This window comes from Actinoplanes sp. NPDC051346, assembly GCF_040682215.1.
In the GTDB taxonomy this organism is placed as follows: domain Bacteria; phylum Actinomycetota; class Actinomycetes; order Mycobacteriales; family Micromonosporaceae; genus Actinoplanes.
Map to the genome: position 1 here is coordinate 343,614 of NZ_JBFBAJ010000008.1, position 17,908 is coordinate 361,521.

Annotated in this window: 16 protein-coding genes; 6 read left to right on the plus strand and 10 right to left on the minus strand. The window is 71.6% G+C overall.

What is annotated here, in order from left to right:
• Positions 1–33: 33 nt before the first annotated feature.
• Genes trpA through AB0M36_RS22045 form a run of 3 tightly spaced genes read left to right on the plus strand, consistent with a single transcriptional unit; the run spans position 34 to position 3,161 of the window.
• The gene (trpA, locus tag AB0M36_RS22035; RefSeq protein WP_364160282.1) at positions 34–840 is read left to right on the plus strand and encodes a tryptophan synthase subunit alpha; all 807 of its coding nucleotides are present in this window, start codon (positions 34–36) and stop codon (positions 838–840) included.
• A gap of 34 nt (positions 841–874) precedes the next feature.
• On the plus strand, positions 875–1,954 hold the full coding sequence (lgt, locus tag AB0M36_RS22040) for a prolipoprotein diacylglyceryl transferase (protein WP_364160284.1): 1,080 nt from the start codon (positions 875–877) through the stop codon (positions 1,952–1,954).
• Between the two features lie 16 nt (positions 1,955–1,970).
• Positions 1,971–3,161: an NAD(P)/FAD-dependent oxidoreductase gene (locus tag AB0M36_RS22045; RefSeq protein ID WP_364160286.1), complete on the plus strand. Its 1,191-nt coding sequence runs from the start codon at positions 1,971–1,973 to the stop codon at positions 3,159–3,161.
• A 19-nt stretch (positions 3,162–3,180) separates the two neighbouring features.
• On the opposite strand, the gene AB0M36_RS22050 is transcribed toward AB0M36_RS22045, so the two are convergent.
• From AB0M36_RS22050 to AB0M36_RS22060, 3 genes are read right to left on the minus strand one after another with little or no spacing between them, the layout of a single operon-like run.
• Positions 3,181–3,609 carry a nucleotidyltransferase domain-containing protein gene (locus tag AB0M36_RS22050; RefSeq protein ID WP_364160288.1) on the minus strand — a complete coding sequence of 143 codons (429 nt, stop codon included), beginning with the start codon at positions 3,607–3,609 and terminating at the stop codon, positions 3,181–3,183.
• Positions 3,609–4,142, minus strand: coding sequence for a flavoprotein (locus AB0M36_RS22055; RefSeq protein ID WP_364160290.1), 534 nt, complete (start codon positions 4,140–4,142; stop codon positions 3,609–3,611). Before AB0M36_RS22055 ends, AB0M36_RS22050 begins: the two co-directional genes overlap by 1 nt.
• A gap of 30 nt (positions 4,143–4,172) precedes the next feature.
• Positions 4,173–4,952 carry a HEAT repeat domain-containing protein gene (locus tag AB0M36_RS22060; protein WP_364160292.1) on the minus strand — a complete coding sequence of 260 codons (780 nt, stop codon included), beginning with the start codon at positions 4,950–4,952 and terminating at the stop codon, positions 4,173–4,175.
• An 89-nt stretch (positions 4,953–5,041) separates the two neighbouring features.
• Here AB0M36_RS22060 and AB0M36_RS22065 point away from each other — a divergent pair, with 89 nt between their 5' ends.
• The gene (locus tag AB0M36_RS22065; RefSeq protein ID WP_364160294.1) at positions 5,042–5,704 is read left to right on the plus strand and encodes an ankyrin repeat domain-containing protein; all 663 of its coding nucleotides are present in this window, start codon (positions 5,042–5,044) and stop codon (positions 5,702–5,704) included.
• On the opposite strand, the gene AB0M36_RS22070 is transcribed toward AB0M36_RS22065, so the two are convergent.
• The 4 genes from AB0M36_RS22070 to AB0M36_RS22085 form a co-directional block, all read right to left on the minus strand.
• Complete coding sequence (locus AB0M36_RS22070; RefSeq protein WP_364160296.1) at positions 5,629–6,399, minus strand: rhomboid-like protein; 771 nt, start codon at positions 6,397–6,399, stop codon at positions 5,629–5,631. The genes AB0M36_RS22065 and AB0M36_RS22070 overlap by 76 nt on opposite strands.
• Entirely contained in the window at positions 6,396–7,496 is a 1,101-nt protein-coding gene (locus tag AB0M36_RS22075; RefSeq protein WP_364160298.1) for an AAA family ATPase, read from the minus strand. The genes AB0M36_RS22070 and AB0M36_RS22075 overlap by 4 nt, the downstream gene beginning before the upstream one ends.
• A complete protein-coding gene (gene pnuC / locus AB0M36_RS22080) occupies positions 7,493–8,122 on the minus strand; it encodes a nicotinamide riboside transporter PnuC (RefSeq protein WP_364160300.1) in 630 nt (209 codons plus the stop codon). The genes AB0M36_RS22075 and pnuC overlap by 4 nt, the downstream gene beginning before the upstream one ends.
• A gap of 206 nt (positions 8,123–8,328) precedes the next feature.
• A complete protein-coding gene (locus AB0M36_RS22085) occupies positions 8,329–9,210 on the minus strand; it encodes a GNAT family N-acetyltransferase (RefSeq protein WP_364160302.1) in 882 nt (293 codons plus the stop codon).
• 130 nt (positions 9,211–9,340) lie between these two features.
• Here AB0M36_RS22085 and gltB point away from each other — a divergent pair, with 130 nt between their 5' ends.
• Positions 9,341–13,912, plus strand: coding sequence for a glutamate synthase large subunit (gene gltB / locus AB0M36_RS22090; protein ID WP_364160304.1), 4,572 nt, complete (start codon positions 9,341–9,343; stop codon positions 13,910–13,912).
• Positions 13,905–15,383, plus strand: a complete 1,479-nt coding sequence (locus AB0M36_RS22095; protein ID WP_364160306.1) for a glutamate synthase subunit beta — start codon at positions 13,905–13,907, stop codon at positions 15,381–15,383. Before gltB ends, AB0M36_RS22095 begins: the two co-directional genes overlap by 8 nt.
• A 44-nt stretch (positions 15,384–15,427) precedes the next feature.
• Here the strand turns inward: AB0M36_RS22095 and AB0M36_RS22100 are convergent, their stop codons facing one another.
• From AB0M36_RS22100 to AB0M36_RS22110, 3 genes are read right to left on the minus strand one after another with little or no spacing between them, the layout of a single operon-like run.
• Positions 15,428–16,033, minus strand: a complete 606-nt coding sequence (locus tag AB0M36_RS22100) for a hypothetical protein (RefSeq protein WP_364160308.1) — start codon at positions 16,031–16,033, stop codon at positions 15,428–15,430.
• 1 nt (position 16,034) lies between these two features.
• On the minus strand, positions 16,035–16,532 hold the full coding sequence (locus AB0M36_RS22105; protein ID WP_364160310.1) for a hypothetical protein: 498 nt from the start codon (positions 16,530–16,532) through the stop codon (positions 16,035–16,037).
• Complete coding sequence (locus AB0M36_RS22110) at positions 16,510–17,484, minus strand: hypothetical protein (RefSeq protein ID WP_364160312.1); 975 nt, start codon at positions 17,482–17,484, stop codon at positions 16,510–16,512. The genes AB0M36_RS22105 and AB0M36_RS22110 overlap by 23 nt, the downstream gene beginning before the upstream one ends.
• Positions 17,485–17,908: the final 424 nt, after the last annotated feature.

The following is a 17,908-nucleotide window of genomic DNA, read 5'->3' on the forward strand; positions in this document are numbered from 1 at the left end:
TCGCGGCGCCACGGAGCGAAGCGGAGTGGTGGCGTGAGCATCGCGGACCTGTTCGGTAAGGCCCGGGTCGAGGGACGGTCGTTGCTGGTCGGCTGCATGCCGGCCGGCTTCCCGACCGTCGACGACAGCATCGCGTCGATGGTCGCCATGGCCGAGGCCGGGTGCGACGTCATCGAGGTCGAAATGCCGTACAGCGACCCGGTGATGGACGGCCCGGTGATCCAGAAGGCCTCCGACATCGCCCTGGCCGGCGGCGTACGCACCCGGGACACGCTGCGGATCATCGAGGCGGTCGCGAACACCGGCGCCGCCGTCGTGCTGATGACCTACTGGAACCCCGTCGAGAAGTACGGCGTGGACGCGTTCGCCCGCGACCTCGCCGCCGCCGGCGCGACCGGCATGATCACGCCCGACCTCATCCCGGACGAGGCCGCGGAGTGGATCGCCGCCGCCGACCGGCACGAGATCGACCGTACGTTCCTCGTCTCGCCGTCCTCGACCGACAAGCGCCTCGCGATGACCGTCGCGAACTGCCGGGGCTTCGTCTACGCCACCGCGCTGATGGGTGTCACCGGCGCCCGCACCTCCGTGTCGTCGCAGGCGCCGGAGCTCGTCGCCCGCGTCCGTGCGGTCGACCCGGACATGCCGGTCGGCGTCGGCCTGGGCGTCGGCACCGGCGCGCAGGCGGCCGAGGTGGCCGCGTTCGCCGACGGCGTGATCGTCGGAAGCGCGCTCATCCGCTGCGTGCTCGACGCCCCCGACCTGGCGACGGGACACCAGCGGCTGCGCGCGCTCAGCGCCGAGCTGGCCGCCGGCGTACGGCAGAGCAAGCCCTCCTGACAACGCGCGCAGGAATCGGCGGTAGGGTGCGCCCGTGACCCTCGCCGCTATCCCCAGCCCCGCGACGTCGGTATGGCACGTCGCCGGCCTTCCCATCCGGGCGTACGCGCTGTGCATCGTCGCCGGCATCGTCGTCGCCGTCCTGGTGATGGAGCACCGGCTACGCCGCCGCGGCGTGGCGCCCTGGGCCTCGCTCGACATGGCCGTGTGGGCGGTGCCGTTCGGCATCGTCGGCGCGCGGATCTACCACGTGATCACCTCGCCGGACGAGTATTTCGGCGACGGCGGCCATCCCATCCGGATCTTCCAGATCTGGGAGGGCGGCCTGGGCATCTGGGGCGCGATCGCCGGTGGCGCGCTCGGCGCCTGGTTCGCCGCCCGCCAGCTGGGCATCCCGTTCGTGGTCTTCGCGGACGCGCTCGCGCCCGGCCTGCCGCTGGCGCAGGCGGTCGGCCGCCTCGGCAACTGGTTCAACAACGAGCTGTACGGCAGCGTCACGACCCTGCCGTGGGGCCTGCGCGTGCACGACATGGACCGCTCCAACCCCGGCCATGCCACGGTCATCGACGGCAAGCCGGTGACCCTGTCCGACCTCTACCACCCCACCTTCCTCTACGAGGCGGTCTGGGACGTCGGCGTGGCGGTGCTCGTCCTGCTCCTCGACCGCCGGTTCAAGTTCGGCCGCGGCCGCGCGTTCGCGCTGTACGTGATGGCGTACACGGTGGGCCGCTGCTGGATCGAGATGCTGCGCATCGACGACGCCACCACGTTCTTCGGCATCCGCCTCAACGTCTTCACCTCCATCGTGGTGTTCGTGGCGGCGCTGGCGTACTTCGTGCTGGTCAAGGGCCCCCGAGAGTACGTGGTGCCGATCGACGCGCCCGAGACCGAGCCGGTGAGCGGGCCGGACAGCGACGTGGACCAGATCGACGTCGGCGCCACCGAGCGGGTCGCCACGGCACCGACGGCCTACCAGGTGGTCAGCGAGGAACGGTTCCGGGCGTACGAACGTACGGGCGTGCTGCCCCCGAACGGCCTCGCCGCGGAGCAGCCGACCCCGGACGGCGACGACGACGCCCGCCCGGCCGCCTCCACCTCCGCCGACGAGCGTTAGGGACCGGGCCGGCGACATGCGCACCGCCGTCGTGGTGGGGGCGGGCATGGCGGGCCTCGCCGCCGCCGGCGCCCTCGCCCGCGACGGTTGGCAGGTCACCCTCCTCGAACGCGGCGAACGGGTGGCCGCGCCGCCGACCGCGCTGGTGCTCTGGCCCAACGGCCGCCGAGCCCTGGAGTCGCTCGACCCGGACGGCGGCTGGCCCGCCATCGCCGCGCCGCTGCCCGACGGCGGCGTCCGCCGCCCCGACGGCCAGTGGCTGTGCGCACCGCGCAACCGCCCGGGCGCGGGCCTGGCCCCCGCGGCAGTGCACCTCGAGGACCTCTACGACGCCCTGATGGCCGGGCTCGGCGACCGGGTCGACATCCGCACCGGAATGCAGGTCACCCGGGTCAGGGCCCGCCACGGGTCCCGGCCGGCGGTCGGCGACGGCAAGACGCTGTTCGAGGCCGACCTGATCGTCGCGGCCGACGGCATCGACAGCCCGATCCGCCAAACGGTGGCCCCCGAGGCCGTCGTCGTGGGCTCCGGCTTCGCCGCCTGGCAGGCGGTCGTGCCCGGCTTTCGCGCCCCCACCCTGCCACCGGACCATCAAGCCGGCGGCGAAACCCTCGGCGCGGGCTACCGCTTCGTGTCGATGCCGCTCGGTGAGCGTGCGGCCGGCCGCGGTGGCATCTACTGGGTGGCGACCGCCGCGGGCGCGCCCCGCCCGGAGTCACCCGCGACCCAACTGACGCTGCTGCGCCGATGGTTCGCCCCCTGGCACGATCCGATCGGGCGGCTGCTCGCCGCCACCCGCCCCGAGGACCTGATCCCGCAGGAGGTCCGCGAGCTGCGGCCACTGCCCCGGGCGTACGGCTTCCGCTGCGGCTCCGGCGGTGTGGTCCTGCTCGGCGACGCCGCCCACGCGATGCCCCACCACCTGGGCCAGGGGGCCTGCCTCGCCTTCGAGGACGCGGCGACGCTGCGGTCCCTGGTCGCGACCGCGCAGCCGGGTCCGGAACTGGGCCAGGCCGTCGAGGCGTACGACCGAGCCCGCCGCCCCCGCACGACGGCGGTGGTGCGGCAGAGCCGGCGCATGTCCGCGGTCGTGCAGGCGCGCGGCCGCCTGGCCCTCCGGGCCCGCGACGCGGCCCTGGGTTCGCTGCGGCCCCGGATGCTGGGCCACGCCAACGGCCTCGCCGCGGACTGGCACCCCCCGGAATAGTCGGCCGCCCGACGCCCGCTCACCGACACGCGGCGGACAGGGCAGCGAGTCTCCCGTCAGGGTCATAGACGACCCGGTGCCCAGCTGTGATCACCCGCGCCGTCCCGGCGTCGACGGGGTCGGTATCCGCCCAGCTCAACGGCGCGATCCCGATCTCGACCTCGAAGCCCGAGGGCTGTTGCAGCCGAACTTCCCGCAGTGGCCCCCACTGCTGCTCGCGAAGGAGCCGCCCGCCGAGCAGCCGCGACCACACCTCGGGGTCGGCGTGGGCGGCGGTGTCGGTGAGCACGACAATGTCGACATCGGAATCCATCCGAGCCTTGTCCAGGGCCCATGAGCCGACGACCACCACGCCACGGACGTCATCGTGCGCAGCGGCCCACCGTTCGACCTGCCGCACGACGGACAGACACTCCTCACGCCGCTGCCGCGTCACCACGCCCGTCATCAGAGTTCTCTGCGGAGCTTGCTGACGGCGGATGCCAGGTCATCCCACGGAAAGAGCGCAGCAGCCGGCGATCCCATGTTCGGCGTCGGGAGTGGATAGCGGTCCGGGTCGAAGAGCAGCTCGACGCCCCACGATCTGAGCGCCTTCACACTGGCGAGGAAAGCCGGGTGCCGGGCGAGCGCCGCATTCGGCGTAGGAACCGCGATGATGGGCAGCGGCAGGCCGACTGCCTCGTTCAGCATGCCGAGCGCGAGCGTGTCGCTCGCTCCCGACGCCATCTTGTTGATGGTGTTGAACGTTGCCGGAGCGATCACATAGGCATCGGGAGGCGGCAGCACATCCGGCTCATCCGGCTGCTTGTAGTCGTAGCGGACCGGGTGACCGGTGAGGGCCGCCAGCGCCTCGACATCGATGAACTTCACGGCAGAGGGCGTGGCGACGACACACACGTGCCATCCGTCAACCTGCACCTGGGTCACAAAGGTGGGCAGATCGGCGGCGGGCCGACCTCCACAGGCCACGACGTAGAGCACGGGTTGACCATGGATGGGCATACCACTCCATTACTCGACCGGTGACCTAAGCGTGCAGGAGATGTCGGGGTCCGGCGCGGCCGGTTCGTTGTCCTGCAGCCGTTGACGCAGCCGCCGCGCCTCGCGGCCCCGATAGACCTGTAGGACGCTGTCCAGGGTGTCACGGACATACGGGTCCGGGTGATCGACCAGATAGGCCAGTTCCTCGGCGCCGCCGCGCCGGCCCCGACCCAGCTCGCTGAGCACGTCGATGATCTCATCGGCGGTGCCCGCGGCCCGCAACCGCGCCATCAGCTCGCTCTTCGGCCGGGGCGGCTCATCGTAGGGAAACCGCCGGCGCAGCTTCGCCACCTTGTACCCGCCCCGGGGCACGCAGCCCGGGCACGGGCACGGGCGGCGGCCGTGGGCTCCTGGCACATAACGCCAGCCCACCCCCTGCGGCACAGCACGGACCCGCCGCACCTCGGCCGCTGTGATCGTCCGGGGCACGAACACCTCATAGCCTCGCGGATCATCCAGGCCACGAACCACAGCGACCGCCTCCGCGGCGGTGACTCGCCGCGGTGGGGCACCGTAGTGGCCTACCGATACCGGCTCGTCGTCGCCCAGCCGCAGCTGCACCGCGACCAGCACGCCGGGCTTCCAGCGCCGCAACTCTCGTACCCATTGATAGGTGAGCGTGAACGACGGGAGCACGGGCATGCAGTAGACGCCGCGTCCGCCGGCACCTCCGAAGCTGCGCGCGGCGATACCCGAGCGCTGGATACGTTGAGCCGCCCGCGTGCTGGTGATGTGTACGAACTCTGCCATCGCGAGCACCGTAGCGGAGGGCGAGCAATGATGATCACGAATTTTCTGGCTGCCGGAGAAGCGTGAGAATCGATCACTAGTGTGCACGCATGGACGCTCTGCGGGAGGGGCCGCTGCACATTGCCGCCAGGGCTGGCGATGGGCCGGAAGTGGCTCGGCTGGTGGCGGCAGGCGCCGTCGTGGATGCTGGCAACTACCGCAAATACACGCCGTTGCATATAGCCGCCGGGATGGCGGCGTCCGGGGTCGTCGCGGTGCTGCTGGCCGCCGGCGCGGACGCGTCAGCCCTCACGGTCTTTAACAACACGCCGCTGCACGAGGTGGCCTCAGGGCGAGTGGGCACTGCTGAGGCGGCGCTGGAGATTGTCGACAGTCTCCTCGGCGCCGGCTGCCCGATCGACGCGGTGGACAGCGGTGGACGCACCGCGCTGTGGTACGCCGCGGCCACCGGTACCGTGCCGTGGGCAGCCGGACAACATGCCGTTCGCTTGCACGTCCTGCGGCGCCTGCTCGATCGAGGCGCCAGTCCGAGCATCGCGGCGCGCGGCGAGCAGGGCCGGCCGATCGACGCGGCTCGGGGACTGCACCAGCCCGACAAGTATCGGATCGAGTGGGCCCAAGGCGCAGCGCTGCTGGAGAGCGCGACCGTGGAACAGATCCTTCAAAGGCCGTGGCCTTACGGCAGCGGATCCGGGACGCCTGCCGGTGACGTCGGTTCCGGAACACGGCTCGGGCCCGGCCCGGCGCCGTGACCCGTAACGGCGCGCGGCCGCCGCACAGCCGGGACGGCGAGCAACGCGAAGCCCAGCGTCGCCGCGACCAGATGGCCGACCGTGGCGAAGTCGGGCAGCGGCCCGGTCGAGTCGTCGGCCCCGCCGATGGGCCAGGCGAGAACGAAGAGCGCCCAGGGCAGCCGCCCCCAGCGAGGAACGGCGAGGGTGCCGATCGCCAGCACGGTCTGCGCGCCGTAGCTGATTCCGAAGTCCGGGGCGTGCCGCACGGCCGCCGGATACCAGCCCTCCCGCAGGGCGACGGTGATGACGACGGCGGTGAGCAGAGTCGCGGCGACATGGCCGAAGAGGAAGAGGGCCACGGCGCGCCGCTTGCCCCAGCGGTGTTCCGCCCAGGCGAGGAAGCCGCAGACGCCGAGACCCAGGGTGATCACCGTGCCGACGAACTCGAGGGATGTGACGTCCGTGAGCGGTGTCTGGATGAACAGCACGCTGGCGAGCATCGCGGTCACCGGATGGTTCTGGAGGTTGTCCAGGTTGGTGCTGACGTAGTCCAGCAGGCGGTCCGCCCGGTCCTCGGGCAGACCGAGGTGGACCACGGCGTGGACGGCCAGGAGCAGGCAGACGTAGCCGAGGGTCAGCGGTGCGCGGCGCGGGTATTCCCCGACAGCGCGCAGCAGTCCATCCAGAGGTCCCGACTGGGGCTGAGGGTTCATGGCCCGACATTGTTCAAGGCGCTGTCCACCGCCGGCCGCAAAGGCGTGGCGAACTGCCACCCCCGCGCGAGCACCGCGTCCGTCGCCGAGACTGCCGCGCGGAGCCGTTGTGCGTAACCGCCGGTCAAGACGTGATGGGGTACGCCCTGAGCAGCCAGTTCGCTGCGGAACCGGCCGGTCATCCAGGGCCGGATCGACTCCCCGTCGCGGAGCCCGTCGTCGTCGAACGGCACCCCGACATCGTCGGTGAGCAGATACAGGTCGGGTGGTCGCACCTGTGCCCGAACTGCCGGCGATGTGCTGCCCAAATAGCGCTCTTCCCAGATCGTCGTCGCGAACGCGTCGGTGTCGCCGAAGAGCACCGGGGAGCCGGCGCGGGCGGCCGCGTCCTCCGCGGCGTTCTGCTCGGTCGCTACCGTGGCGAAGTCGTCGCGATCCCACGTCACGTCGAAGACGGTCGCGTCGGGGCGGCGTCGGCGCAGGGCGGCCAGCTTGCGTTCGGTGAGCTCCCGGCCGTACTCGGGGACCCAGCGCGTGCCCGCCCAGACGCCGCCGCGCAGCCGGAAGTGTCGGGCCAGGGCCCGGGCCATGGTGGTGGTGCCGGTGGATTCGGCGCCGACCACGATCACCCGTTTGGCCAGCCAGCCGCGGGCTCCGGGACCGAGGGAGTTCCAGTGCGCGACCGGGTCCGCGCGGATCGCCGTCCCGGAGACGGGCACGGCCGTGCGGTCCAGGTCGACGATCACGGGTACGGCGTGGAAGCGGCGGGCGAGTTCGACCCCGTACGCCTCGGAGGAGAACACGGCGTCGACCCGGTCCGTGCCCGCCGCGGCGCGGAAGACGGCCATGTGCAGGTCCCAGACCTGGGGGTCGGCGTAGTCGATCGGGTGGTCGTCGTAGACGCCGACGAAGGTGACGTTTCCGTGTGCCTCGCGCAGCCAGGACAGCCGTGGCTCGAGCGGGATGCTCTCGCGCCGGGACGGGGCCACCACCACGGTGAGCCGGTCGCAGGCGGCGGCCGCCGCGTCGATGAGCGCGTGGTGTCCGGCGTGCGGCGGATAGAACTTGCCCACGATCAGGCCGTGCCCGTACGTCACCGGGCGACCGCCGCGGGCGCGAGTCGGACGAGCGCGGCCCGCCACGCGCGGAGTCCCAGCACGCAGAGGATGAGGAAGGCGACGTACAGGATCGCGGTGAGCCACAGGTCCTTGTAGGCGTAGAGCGGGATGTAGATCAGGTCCGCGACGATCCAGATCCACCAGCTCTCCACCAGCTTGCGCGTCTGACCGTACGTCGCGAGCAGGGAGAGCGCGGTGGTGAGCGCGTCGGCGAGCGGCACCGTGGAGCCGGTGAGTCGGTCCAGGAAGAGCCACAGCCCGACGGTCACCACGGCTCCGGCGAGCGCCAGCCCGACCCACTCGGCGCGGGTGGTGGTGCGGACCTTCAGCGCGGTCCGGTCGTGACCGCCGTAGAGCCAGGACCACCAGCCGTAGGCGCCGAGCACCACATACAGCACCTGCAGCGCGGCGTCGGCGTAGAGGCCGACGGACCAGAACACGACGATCAGCAGCAGGACGTTGAGGATGCCGACCGGCCAGTTCAGGATGTGCCGACCGACCAACAGGCCCACGGTCAGCAGGCCGGTGACGAAGCCGAGCAGTTCGGCCCAGGTCGTGGCGGCGCCGAACGCCGTGACCGCGGGGGAGTTCAACCAATCGATCATGGGCGACAGCATGCCGGGAAGACCCGCCGCACTCCAGAGGAAATTCTCCGGCGACGACGCGACCGCGACGCGACGGCGACGCGACCGCGACGCGACGGCGACGCGACGGCGACGCGACGGCGACGCGACGGCGACGCGACGGCGACGCGACGGCGACGCGACCGCGACGCGACCGCGACGCGACGGCGACGCGGCGCGAGGGCGGCTCAGACCGGTGCGACGGCGGGGGCGGCGATGCAGGCCGTTCCGATGCGGCGGAAGCCCACCCGCGAGTAGAGGCGGGCGGTGTCGTCGTCGCCCGCCGACAGGAACACCAGGTCGTCGCCGGCCTCGAGGGCGCGGCGGGCCAGGCTGGCGGTGAGCTGCGAGGCGTACCCGCGGCGCCGGGCCGACGGGAGCGTCGCCACGCCCGCCACCTCGGCGACGCCGCCGACGCGTTGGACCGAGCCGCTCGCGATGATGCCCTCGGCGGGAGACTCGACGACCGCGCTGAAGAAGCGGCCCGAGGCGTGCCGGCGGGTCTGGTCGGCGATCACGTCCTCGGCCGGGTCGGGGAACGCGTCCCGCTGCGCGGGGTCGGCCGGCTCCTTCGCCAGGTCGCCGGCCCGGTCCGTCGTCGGTGCGGCCCCGGTCGCCGACGTGGGGGCGCCGAAGCCCAGGTGGGCGACGGCCCGGCTGGCCGCGATGTCGGCGGCGAAGCCGGGCAGGGCCGGGTCGAGGAAGCGGATCGCGGCGCCGACGACGGGCAGGTCCGGCACCAGCGCGGCCCGGTCGAGCACCATCAGCGGGGCGAGCAGCACCTCGAGACCGGCGGAGCGGGCGATGGCCAGCAGGTCCGGCGTCGTCTCGTGCACCCACTCGAAGGCCTCGGGGACGCCGAGCTCCCGTTGCCGGGCGCGCACGGCGGTGACGTCGGCGGCGGAGGGGGTTTCACCCCCGACCCGGGGCCGCGCGTAGTAGGGCCACCCCGCTCCCTCGCGGATGAAGAGTACGAATTCGCCGATGTCCTCCGTGACGGTGGCATCGCGGGGCACGGAATCGTAGAAACGTTCCAGCCGGGTGAAGACGTCGGTATCCTCTAGCGCCACCGCGCGAGACTACCGAACCCGCCACCACAAAGTGTGATCCATCCGTACCTGGCGGAGATCGGTGACTCCTAACGTAGTATCGAGAGACTCTGCTGGGCCGACGTCGTCCCGACCTTGAACGGAAACATTCGTGACGATCGGAGGCCCGGTGGCTTTTCCGCACCCCCAGGGTTTGTACGACCCGCAGCACGAGCGCGACGCGTGCGGTGTCGCCTTCGTCGCCGATCTGCACGGCCGGCGATCCCACGATGTGGTAGCCAAGGGTCTGTCCGCGCTCATCCGCCTCGATCACCGCGGCGCGCGTGGCGCCGAGTACAACACCGGTGACGGCGCCGGCATCATGCTCCAGGTTCCGGACGCCTTCCTGCGCGAGGTCGTGGATTTCGCGCTGCCCGAGCCCGGTGCGTACGCGACCGGCCTGGTCTTCCTTCCGACCGATTCCTCCGAGGCGGCCCGCGCGATCGCCGTCTTCGAGAAGTACGCCCTGGTCGAGGGCGGCGACATCCTCGGCTGGCGCGACGTTCCCGTGGACGCGTCCGGGCTGGGCGAGAGCGCGGAGGCGGCCCGGCCCGCGATCAAGCAGGTCTTCCTGGCGGCGCGCCGGCTCACCGGCGCGGGGAACGGGCGGGCCGGCGAGCGGCTGTCCGGCATCGACCTCGACATCGTCGCGTACTGCATCCGCAAGCAGGCGGAGCGGGAGACCTCGCAGCGCGGCATCGGCGCCTACTTCCCGTCGCTGTCCGCGCGCACCATCACCTACAAGGGCATGCTCACGCCCGACCAGCTTCCGGAGTTCTTCCCGGATCTGACCGACGAGCGCGTCGACAGCGCCATCGCGTTGGTCCACTCGCGATTCTCGACGAACACGTTCCCCTCGTGGCCGCTGGCCCACCCTTACCGGTTCATCGCGCACAACGGCGAGATCAACACGATCCGCGGCAACCGGAACTGGATGGCCGCCCGCGAGGCGCTGCTCGCCTCGCCCGAGCTGCCCGGCAGCATCAAGCGGCTGTTCCCGGTCTGCACGCCTGAGGCCTCCGACTCGGCCAACTTCGACGCCGTCCTGGAGTTGCTGCACCTGGCGGGGCGCAGCCTGCCGCACGCCGTCCTGATGATGATTCCCGAAGCGTGGGAAAACGACCCGGGCATGGACCCGGCTCGGCGGGCCTTCTATCGCTTCCACGCCAGCCTGATGGAGCCGTGGGACGGCCCGGCGAGCGTGGCGTTCACCGACGGCACGGTCATCGGCGCGGTCCTCGACCGCAACGGCCTGCGCCCGGGCCGCTGGTGGCACACCAGCGACGGGCTGGTCGTGCTCGGCTCCGAGGCGGGCGTGCTCGACCTCGACCCGGCCACCGTCGTCGCCAAGGGGCGGCTCCAGCCGGGTCGCATGTTCCTGGTCGACACCGCCGCCGGCCGCATCGTGCACGACGACGAGATCAAGGCCGAGCTCGCCGCCGAGAAGCCGTACGACGAGTGGCTGCACGCCGGGCTGATCGACCTGCGCGACCTGCCCCCGCGCGAGCACGTCCTCTACACGCACGACTCGGTGATGCGCCGCCAGCAGGTCTTCGGCTACACCGAGGAGGAGCTGAAGATCCTGGTGGCGCCGATGGCCCGGGCCGGCGCCGAGCCGCTCGGCTCGATGGGCACCGACACCCCGATCTCGCCGCTGTCCACCCGGCCCCGGCTGCTGTTCGACTACTTCCATCAGCTGTTCGCGCAGGTCACCAACCCGCCGCTGGACGCGATCCGCGAGGAGCTGGTGACCAGCCTGTCGTCGACCCTGGGGCCGGAGGGCAACCTGCTCGACCCGGGGCCGGCCAGCTGCCGCCAGGTGGTGGTGCCGTGGCCGATCCTCGACAACGACGAGCTGGCCAAGCTGCTCTCCATCGACGAGGACGGCGACCTGCCCGGCTTCAAGGCGGTCCGGGTCTCCGGGCTCTACCCGTTGCGCGACGGCGAGGAGGGCATGAAGGCCCGCCTCACCGAGATCTGCCGGCACGTCTCGGAGGCCATCGAAGACGGCGTCCGCATCCTCGTGCTGTCCGACCGCGACTCCAACGCCGACCTGGCGCCGATCCCGTCGCTGCTGCTCACCGCCGCCGTGCACCAGCACCTGGTGCGGGAGCAGACCCGCACGCAGGTCGCGCTCGTCGTGGAGAGCGGCGACTGCCGGGAGGTGCACCACGCGGCCGTGCTGATCGGGTACGGCGCCGCCGCGGTCAACCCGTACCTGGCCTTCGAGAGCGTCGAGGACCTCATCGCCACCGGCCCGCTCGCCGGCATGGAGGCGGGCAAGGCGATCGGCAACTACGTCAAGGCGCTCGGCAAGGGCGTCCTGAAGATCATGTCCAAGATGGGCATCTCCACCGTGTCGTCGTATTGCGGCGCCCAGGTGTTCGAGGCGGTCGGCCTCGCCGACGAGCTCCTCCAGCGCTACTTCGCCGGCACCTGGGGGCGCATCGGCGGCGCCGGACTCGCCGAGATCCACGCCGAGGTGGCGGCGCGGCACGCCAAGGCGTACCCGAAGAACCCGGCCGAGCGCAGCCACCGCCGCCTCGAGGTCGGCGGCGAATACCAGTGGCGTCGCGAGGGCGAGGTCCACCTGTTCAACCCGGAGACCGTCTTCCTGCTGCAGCACGCCACGCGATCGAAGCAGTACGACGTCTTCCGTCAGTACACGGAGAAAGTGGACGCTCTGGCGGCCGAGACGGGGTCGCTGCGCGGGCTGTTCCGCTTCCGCTCCGACCGCCCGGCGATCGACATCAGCGAGGTCGAACCGGCCAGCGAGATCGTCAAGCGGTTCGCCACCGGCGCCATGTCCTACGGCTCGATCTCGGCGGAGTCGCACGAGACGCTCGCGATCGCGATGAACCGGCTCGGCGGCAAGTCCAACACCGGCGAGGGCGGCGAGGACGTCGAGCGCCTCTACGACCCGGCTCGGCGCTCCAGCGTCAAGCAGATCGCCTCCGGCCGCTTCGGGGTGACCACGGAATACCTGGTCAACGCCGACGACCTGCAGATCAAGATGGCGCAGGGCGCGAAGCCCGGCGAGGGCGGCCAGCTGCCCGGCAACAAGGTGTGGCCGTGGATCGCCAAGACCCGGCACGCCACCCCCGGGGTCGGCCTGATCTCCCCGCCGCCGCACCACGACATCTACTCCATCGAGGACCTCGCCCAGCTGGTGCACGACCTCAAGAACGTGAACCCGGCTGCGCGCGTACACGTCAAGTTGGTCTCCGAGATCGGGGTCGGCACCGTAGCGGCGGGCGTGGCCAAGCTCAAGGCCGACGTGATCCTGATCTCCGGCCACGACGGCGGAACGGGCGCGTCGCCGCTGAACTCCCTCAAACACGCCGGCTCGCCGTGGGAGCTCGGCCTGGCCGAGGCCCAGCAGACGCTGCTGCTCAACAAGCTGCGCGACCGGGTCACCGTGCAGGTCGACGGCCAGCTCAAGACCGGACGCGACGTGGTGATCGCGGCACTGCTGGGCGCCGAGGAGTTCGGGTTCGCGACCGCGCCGCTGATCGTCTCCGGCTGCATCATGATGCGCGTCTGCCACCTGGACACCTGCCCGGTCGGCATCGCCACGCAGAACCCGGTGCTGCGCGAGCGCTTCACCGGCAAGCCGGAATTCGTGGAGAACTTCTTCCTGTTCCTCGCCGAGGAGGTCCGCGGCTACCTGGCCGAGCTGGGCTTCCGCAGCATCGACGAGGCCATCGGGCACGCCGAGGTGCTCGACGTGGCACCGGCCCTGCACCACTGGAAGGCCCAGGGCCTCGACCTGGCCCCGGTGCTGCACGTGCCGGATCTGCCGGAGGGCGCCGCCCGGCGCGGCGTCGTCGCGCAGGACCACGGCCTCGACAAGGCCCTCGACAACGAGCTCATCGCGCTCGCCGAACCGGCGCTCGCCGACGGCCGCGAGGTCCGCGCCGAGCTCACGGTCCGCAACGACCACCGCAGCGTGGGCGCGATGCTCGGCGGCGAGGTCGCCCGGCGTTACGGCGGCAACGGCCTGCCCGACGACACCATCGCCTTCACCCTGCGGGGCACCGGCGGCCAGTCGTTCGGCGCGTTCCTGCCGCGCGGCGTGACCCTGCGGCTCATCGGCGACACCAACGACTACGTCGCCAAGGGACTCTCCGGCGGCCGGGTCGTCGTGCGGCCCGCCGAGGAGGCGCCGTTCGCCGCCGAGGAGAACATCATCGCCGGCAACACCATCCTGTACGGCGCCACCGCCGGCGAGGTGTTCCTGCGCGGCCGCGCGGGGGAGCGGTTCGCGGTGCGCAACTCCGGCGCGTCGGCGGTCGTCGAGGGCATCGGCGACCACGGCTGCGAGTACATGACCGGCGGCGTCGTGGTGGTGCTCGGCGCGATCGGACGCAACTTCGCCGCCGGCATGAGCGGCGGCAAGGCGTTCGTGCTCGGCCTCGACCAGAGCCTGGTCAACCCCGAACTGGTCGACCTGGCACCGCTCACCGGCGACGAGCGGGAACTGCTGCACGGCCTGGTGACCAGGCACTACGCCGAGACCGGCTCGGCCGTCGCACAGCGGCTGCTGCGGGACTGGTCCACCGCGGTGGCGGAGTTCACCGCCGTCGTACCGCGCGACTACAAGCGAGTGATGGAACTGATCAAGACCGCCGAGGCTGCCGGTCGCGACGTCGACGAGGCGGTTATGGGGGTCTCCCGTGCCTGATCCGAACGGATTCCTGCGCTACGAGCGCCAGCTCCCGGCGCGACGCCCGGTGCCGGTGCGCATCCGCGACTGGCGGGAGGTCTATCCCCAGGCCGGCGAGGATCTCATCCGCGACCAGGCCACGCGGTGCATGGACTGCGGCATCCCCTTCTGCCACGAGGGCTGCCCGCTCGGCAACCGCATCCCGGACTGGAACGACCTGGTGCGCACCGGAGCCTGGGCGTCGGCGGCCGAGAGCCTGCACGCCACGAACAACTTCCCGGAGTTCACCGGCCGGCTCTGCCCCGCGCCCTGCGAGGCGGCCTGCGTGCTCGGCATCTCCGACGACCCGGTCACCATCAAGCAGGTCGAGGTCGAGATCGCCAACCACGCCTTCGACCTCGGGTACGTCAAGCCGCAGCCGCCCGTGACGCGGTCCGGCAGGTCCGTCGCCGTCGTGGGTTCCGGACCCGCCGGACTGGCCGCCGCGCAGCAACTGGCCCGGGCCGGGCACGCGGTGACGGTCTTCGAGCGCGACGACCGCATCGGCGGCCTGCTGCGCTACGGCATCCCCGACTTCAAGCTCGAGAAGGACCGCGTCGACGCCCGCCTCGCGCAGATGGAGGCCGAGGGCGTGGTGTTCCAGACCGGCGTGAACGTCGGCGTCGACGTGACCGCCGACGACCTGCGCGAGCGTTTCGACGCCGTGCTGCTGACGTGCGGTGCCCTGGCCGGCCGGGACGCCCTGGAGACGCCGGGACGTCAGCTCGCCGGCGTACACCTGGCCATGGAACATCTCGTCCCCGCCAACCGGGTGGTCGCCGGCCTGCAGCAGTCGGCCCCGATCGACGCCAAGGACAAGCACGTCGTGATCATCGGCGGCGGCGACACCGGCGCCGACTGCCTCGGCGTCGCCCACCGCCAGGGCGCGACCAACGTCATCCAGCTCGACCAGTACCCACTGCCCCCGGACGTCCGTGCGGGAGACCTCCACCCGTGGCCGACCTGGCCCGTCATCCTGCGCAACTACCCGGCACACGAGGAGGGCGGCGAGCGGGTCTTCGGCGTGGCGGTCCAGGAATTCGTGGACGATGGCCAAGGCAACGTCACGGCGGTCCGAGTCGCCGACGTCGTCGTCGAGCGGATCGACGGCCGCCGCACGGTCACCGTTACCCCCGGCTCCGAGCGCGACCTGCGCGCCGACCTGGTCCTGCTCGCGATCGGATTCGAAGGTACGGAGCAACAGCCACTCCTGGACCAGTTCGGCGTAACCCGCAACGCCCGCGGCGCGGTGGACGCCCGCGAGGACTGGCAGACCTCGGCGGACGGCGTGTTCGTCGCCGGCGACATGCACCGGGGCGCCTCGCTGATCGTGTGGGCGATCGCGGAGGGCCGCTCGGCAGCCGCGGCTATCCACCGCTACCTCGGCGCGCACGGCGACCTGCCGGCACCCGTACGCCCGTCGTCGCAGCCCCTGGCCGCCGCCCGCTGACGCGGCCCGCGGGCGGGACGGCCCCGGCGGCCGTCCCGCCCGCGTCAGCCCAGCGGCTCGACCGCGTCCGCGGGGATCTCGGTGCACTCCAGGAAATGCTGGAGGACCTGGCGCTGGTCGTCCTGGCGACGTCGCAGCACCGTGAAGGACTCGCGCGGGTCAGCTGAACCGATCACCGCGACCCTCTCCCCGGTGCGCAGCTCGAGCAGGATGACCGGGACCTTGCCGTCGCCGAGAGGGACCCGGTCGAATCTCTTCAGATATCCCTGCAACTGCATCTGCGAGAGCCTGACGCGCGCGACGACCTCATCGAGCGCCACGTCGTCCCATCGGCTCGCCGGAATCTTGCGGAACGGCGGGCGGGGCCAGGGCTTGCGATCCTGCATCCGCTGGAAGAGGTCGGCCAGGAAACCCAGCAGCTCGGCCTCGCCGTACCGCTGGCTGAACCCGAGGCTTCGCGCGCTCAGCGCCCCCTTGCCCAGCGTCGCGGCGACGGCCTGCTCGTACTCCTCGATCGGGCGGGAGAAGTACCGCTGGTTGATCATGAAGGTGACGTACCGGTCGAGCAGGTCCGGGTCCTTCAGGTTCTCATCCTGGTCGATGCCGTAGAGGATGTGATTGGTCAGGCCTTCCGCCTGCAACTCGTCCATGTCACCGCGCCCTGTTGTCGAAGCCGAACTGCTGGAAGTCGTCGGAGGGCCGCAGACCCTGCGCACGAAGCGCGGCGAGCGCCCGATCGTTGACCGCCGGCGCGGGCTGATAGTGGCCGCTCCGGTCGGTGAACTCGACGAGCCTGCCGTCGATGACCTTGATCTCGCCGGCCCCGGCAACGTCGGCGCCGCTCAGCAGAGAAGAATGGTGGATGACACCGACCTCCTGATCGAGCGTCGCGTACAGGTTGCCGTTCCCGTCCATCACGAAGATCGCACGGCCCTCACCGCCTCTGTGCACGCTCGCACCGCGGGTCGAGTCGAAGACGTTGCCGGCGGCATCGCGCAGGCGCCCGTCGGCGTCGACGAAGAGCCGGTGCGCCTCGCGTTCGGCTTCATCCATGTAGTGCACTGTCGTCGGGAACGGCCGGTCCCACGGATCGGCGTCCGGGTCGGCCTCGTTCCGGTAGTGGTCCTTAAGCGTGGCATCGGTCGGCACTCCGCCACCGTCGAGCGGCGGCGGGATCGGGTCGCCTTCGCGCCAGCCACCGAACGAAGGACTGTCCGGGCCGGAGCCGCCGGGACCATCCGGGCCCGGGGCCGGGGCTGGGGCTGGGGCTGGGGCTGGGTCCGGAACCGCCGTCCTGGCCGTCCGGGCTGCTGCGGCCGGTGGGGACGCCGCCGCGGGACAGGTCGTCGGCGTACCGCTTCAGCCCGGTGAGTACCTCGCCGAGCTGGCCGAGCTTCGGATGGAGCCGGCGCAGGCTGTTCAACAGTGCCCGGATGAAGTGCTGGATCTTGTCGACCCACTTGGCGACGAGCACGCCGACCTGACTGATGACCAGCGGAGTGGCGATACCCAGTGTGATACCCGCTTCGGCCAGCCACTGCGGCAGGCGCGCGGCGAGGGTGCCGATGAAGTCGGCGATCAGGTCGCGCACGATGCCGCGAACAAGCGCCACGAGCAGTCCGGCACCCTCCACGGCGTACGAGATGCCGTTCGCCGCGGTGGCGAGGCACTCCATGACCTTGAGGTGCCTGCCCGCGTGATCACGGTAGGCGTCCCCGGAGCTTCCGAACCAGGACGACACCTCGGATGCCAGGCGGGCCGAGAACTCCGCCGCCGCCTCGTCGGTGAGCCGCGCCACGTTCTTCCAGGTCGCGGCGTGCGCGGCAACCTCATCCGCGTTGCCGGCGAGCCAGTCGAGCGCGTCCTTGAGCGGTTTGACGTGTTCCATGAGCCAGGCGACACCCCACGACGCGAGCGTGCCCAGCGGGTCGATCGCCAACGACAGCATGTCGAGCGCACCGCCGACCCCGCCGAGAGTGCCGTCCACCCAGCTGTTGTCGTGAATTCCGGCGCAGATCAGGGTCGCATCCTCGACGAGACCCAGCCCGGTGTACCAGCGCGTCGAGTCCTGTACCGGCGCGACGAGCCGATCGTTGCTCAAAGCGGCAGGTCCAGCCGGCGAGCCGAGCCGCGGACGCGCTCCGCGGAGACCGAGTCCGTCGATGCCATCTCCGCAGCCGTGGTCCGCAGGGCTGCCGCGGTCTCCTCCAACGCCGCCGCCGAGGTGCTCAACCCATCACCGGTCCTCCCGCGGCTTCCCGCCGGCGTCCACCGTCGCGCCAATTCGTTCTCCGGGATCGTCATTATCCCCCGGTTCGCCGTCACCTGGTCCGCCCGCGGTTTCGCCAGGGCTGGCCTCGCTCCAGGCAACACGGACCGTGTCTCGAGTGGGTGACGCGATGATGCGCACGGGTGGGAAGTGGGATGCGCGCGATCCGGCCGGCGAACGCCCGATAGGCTGGGCTTGCGGTCGATGACGCCCGCTGTGCCGGCGCAGCGTGCCCCCGAGGGAGAGACCTCGCCGT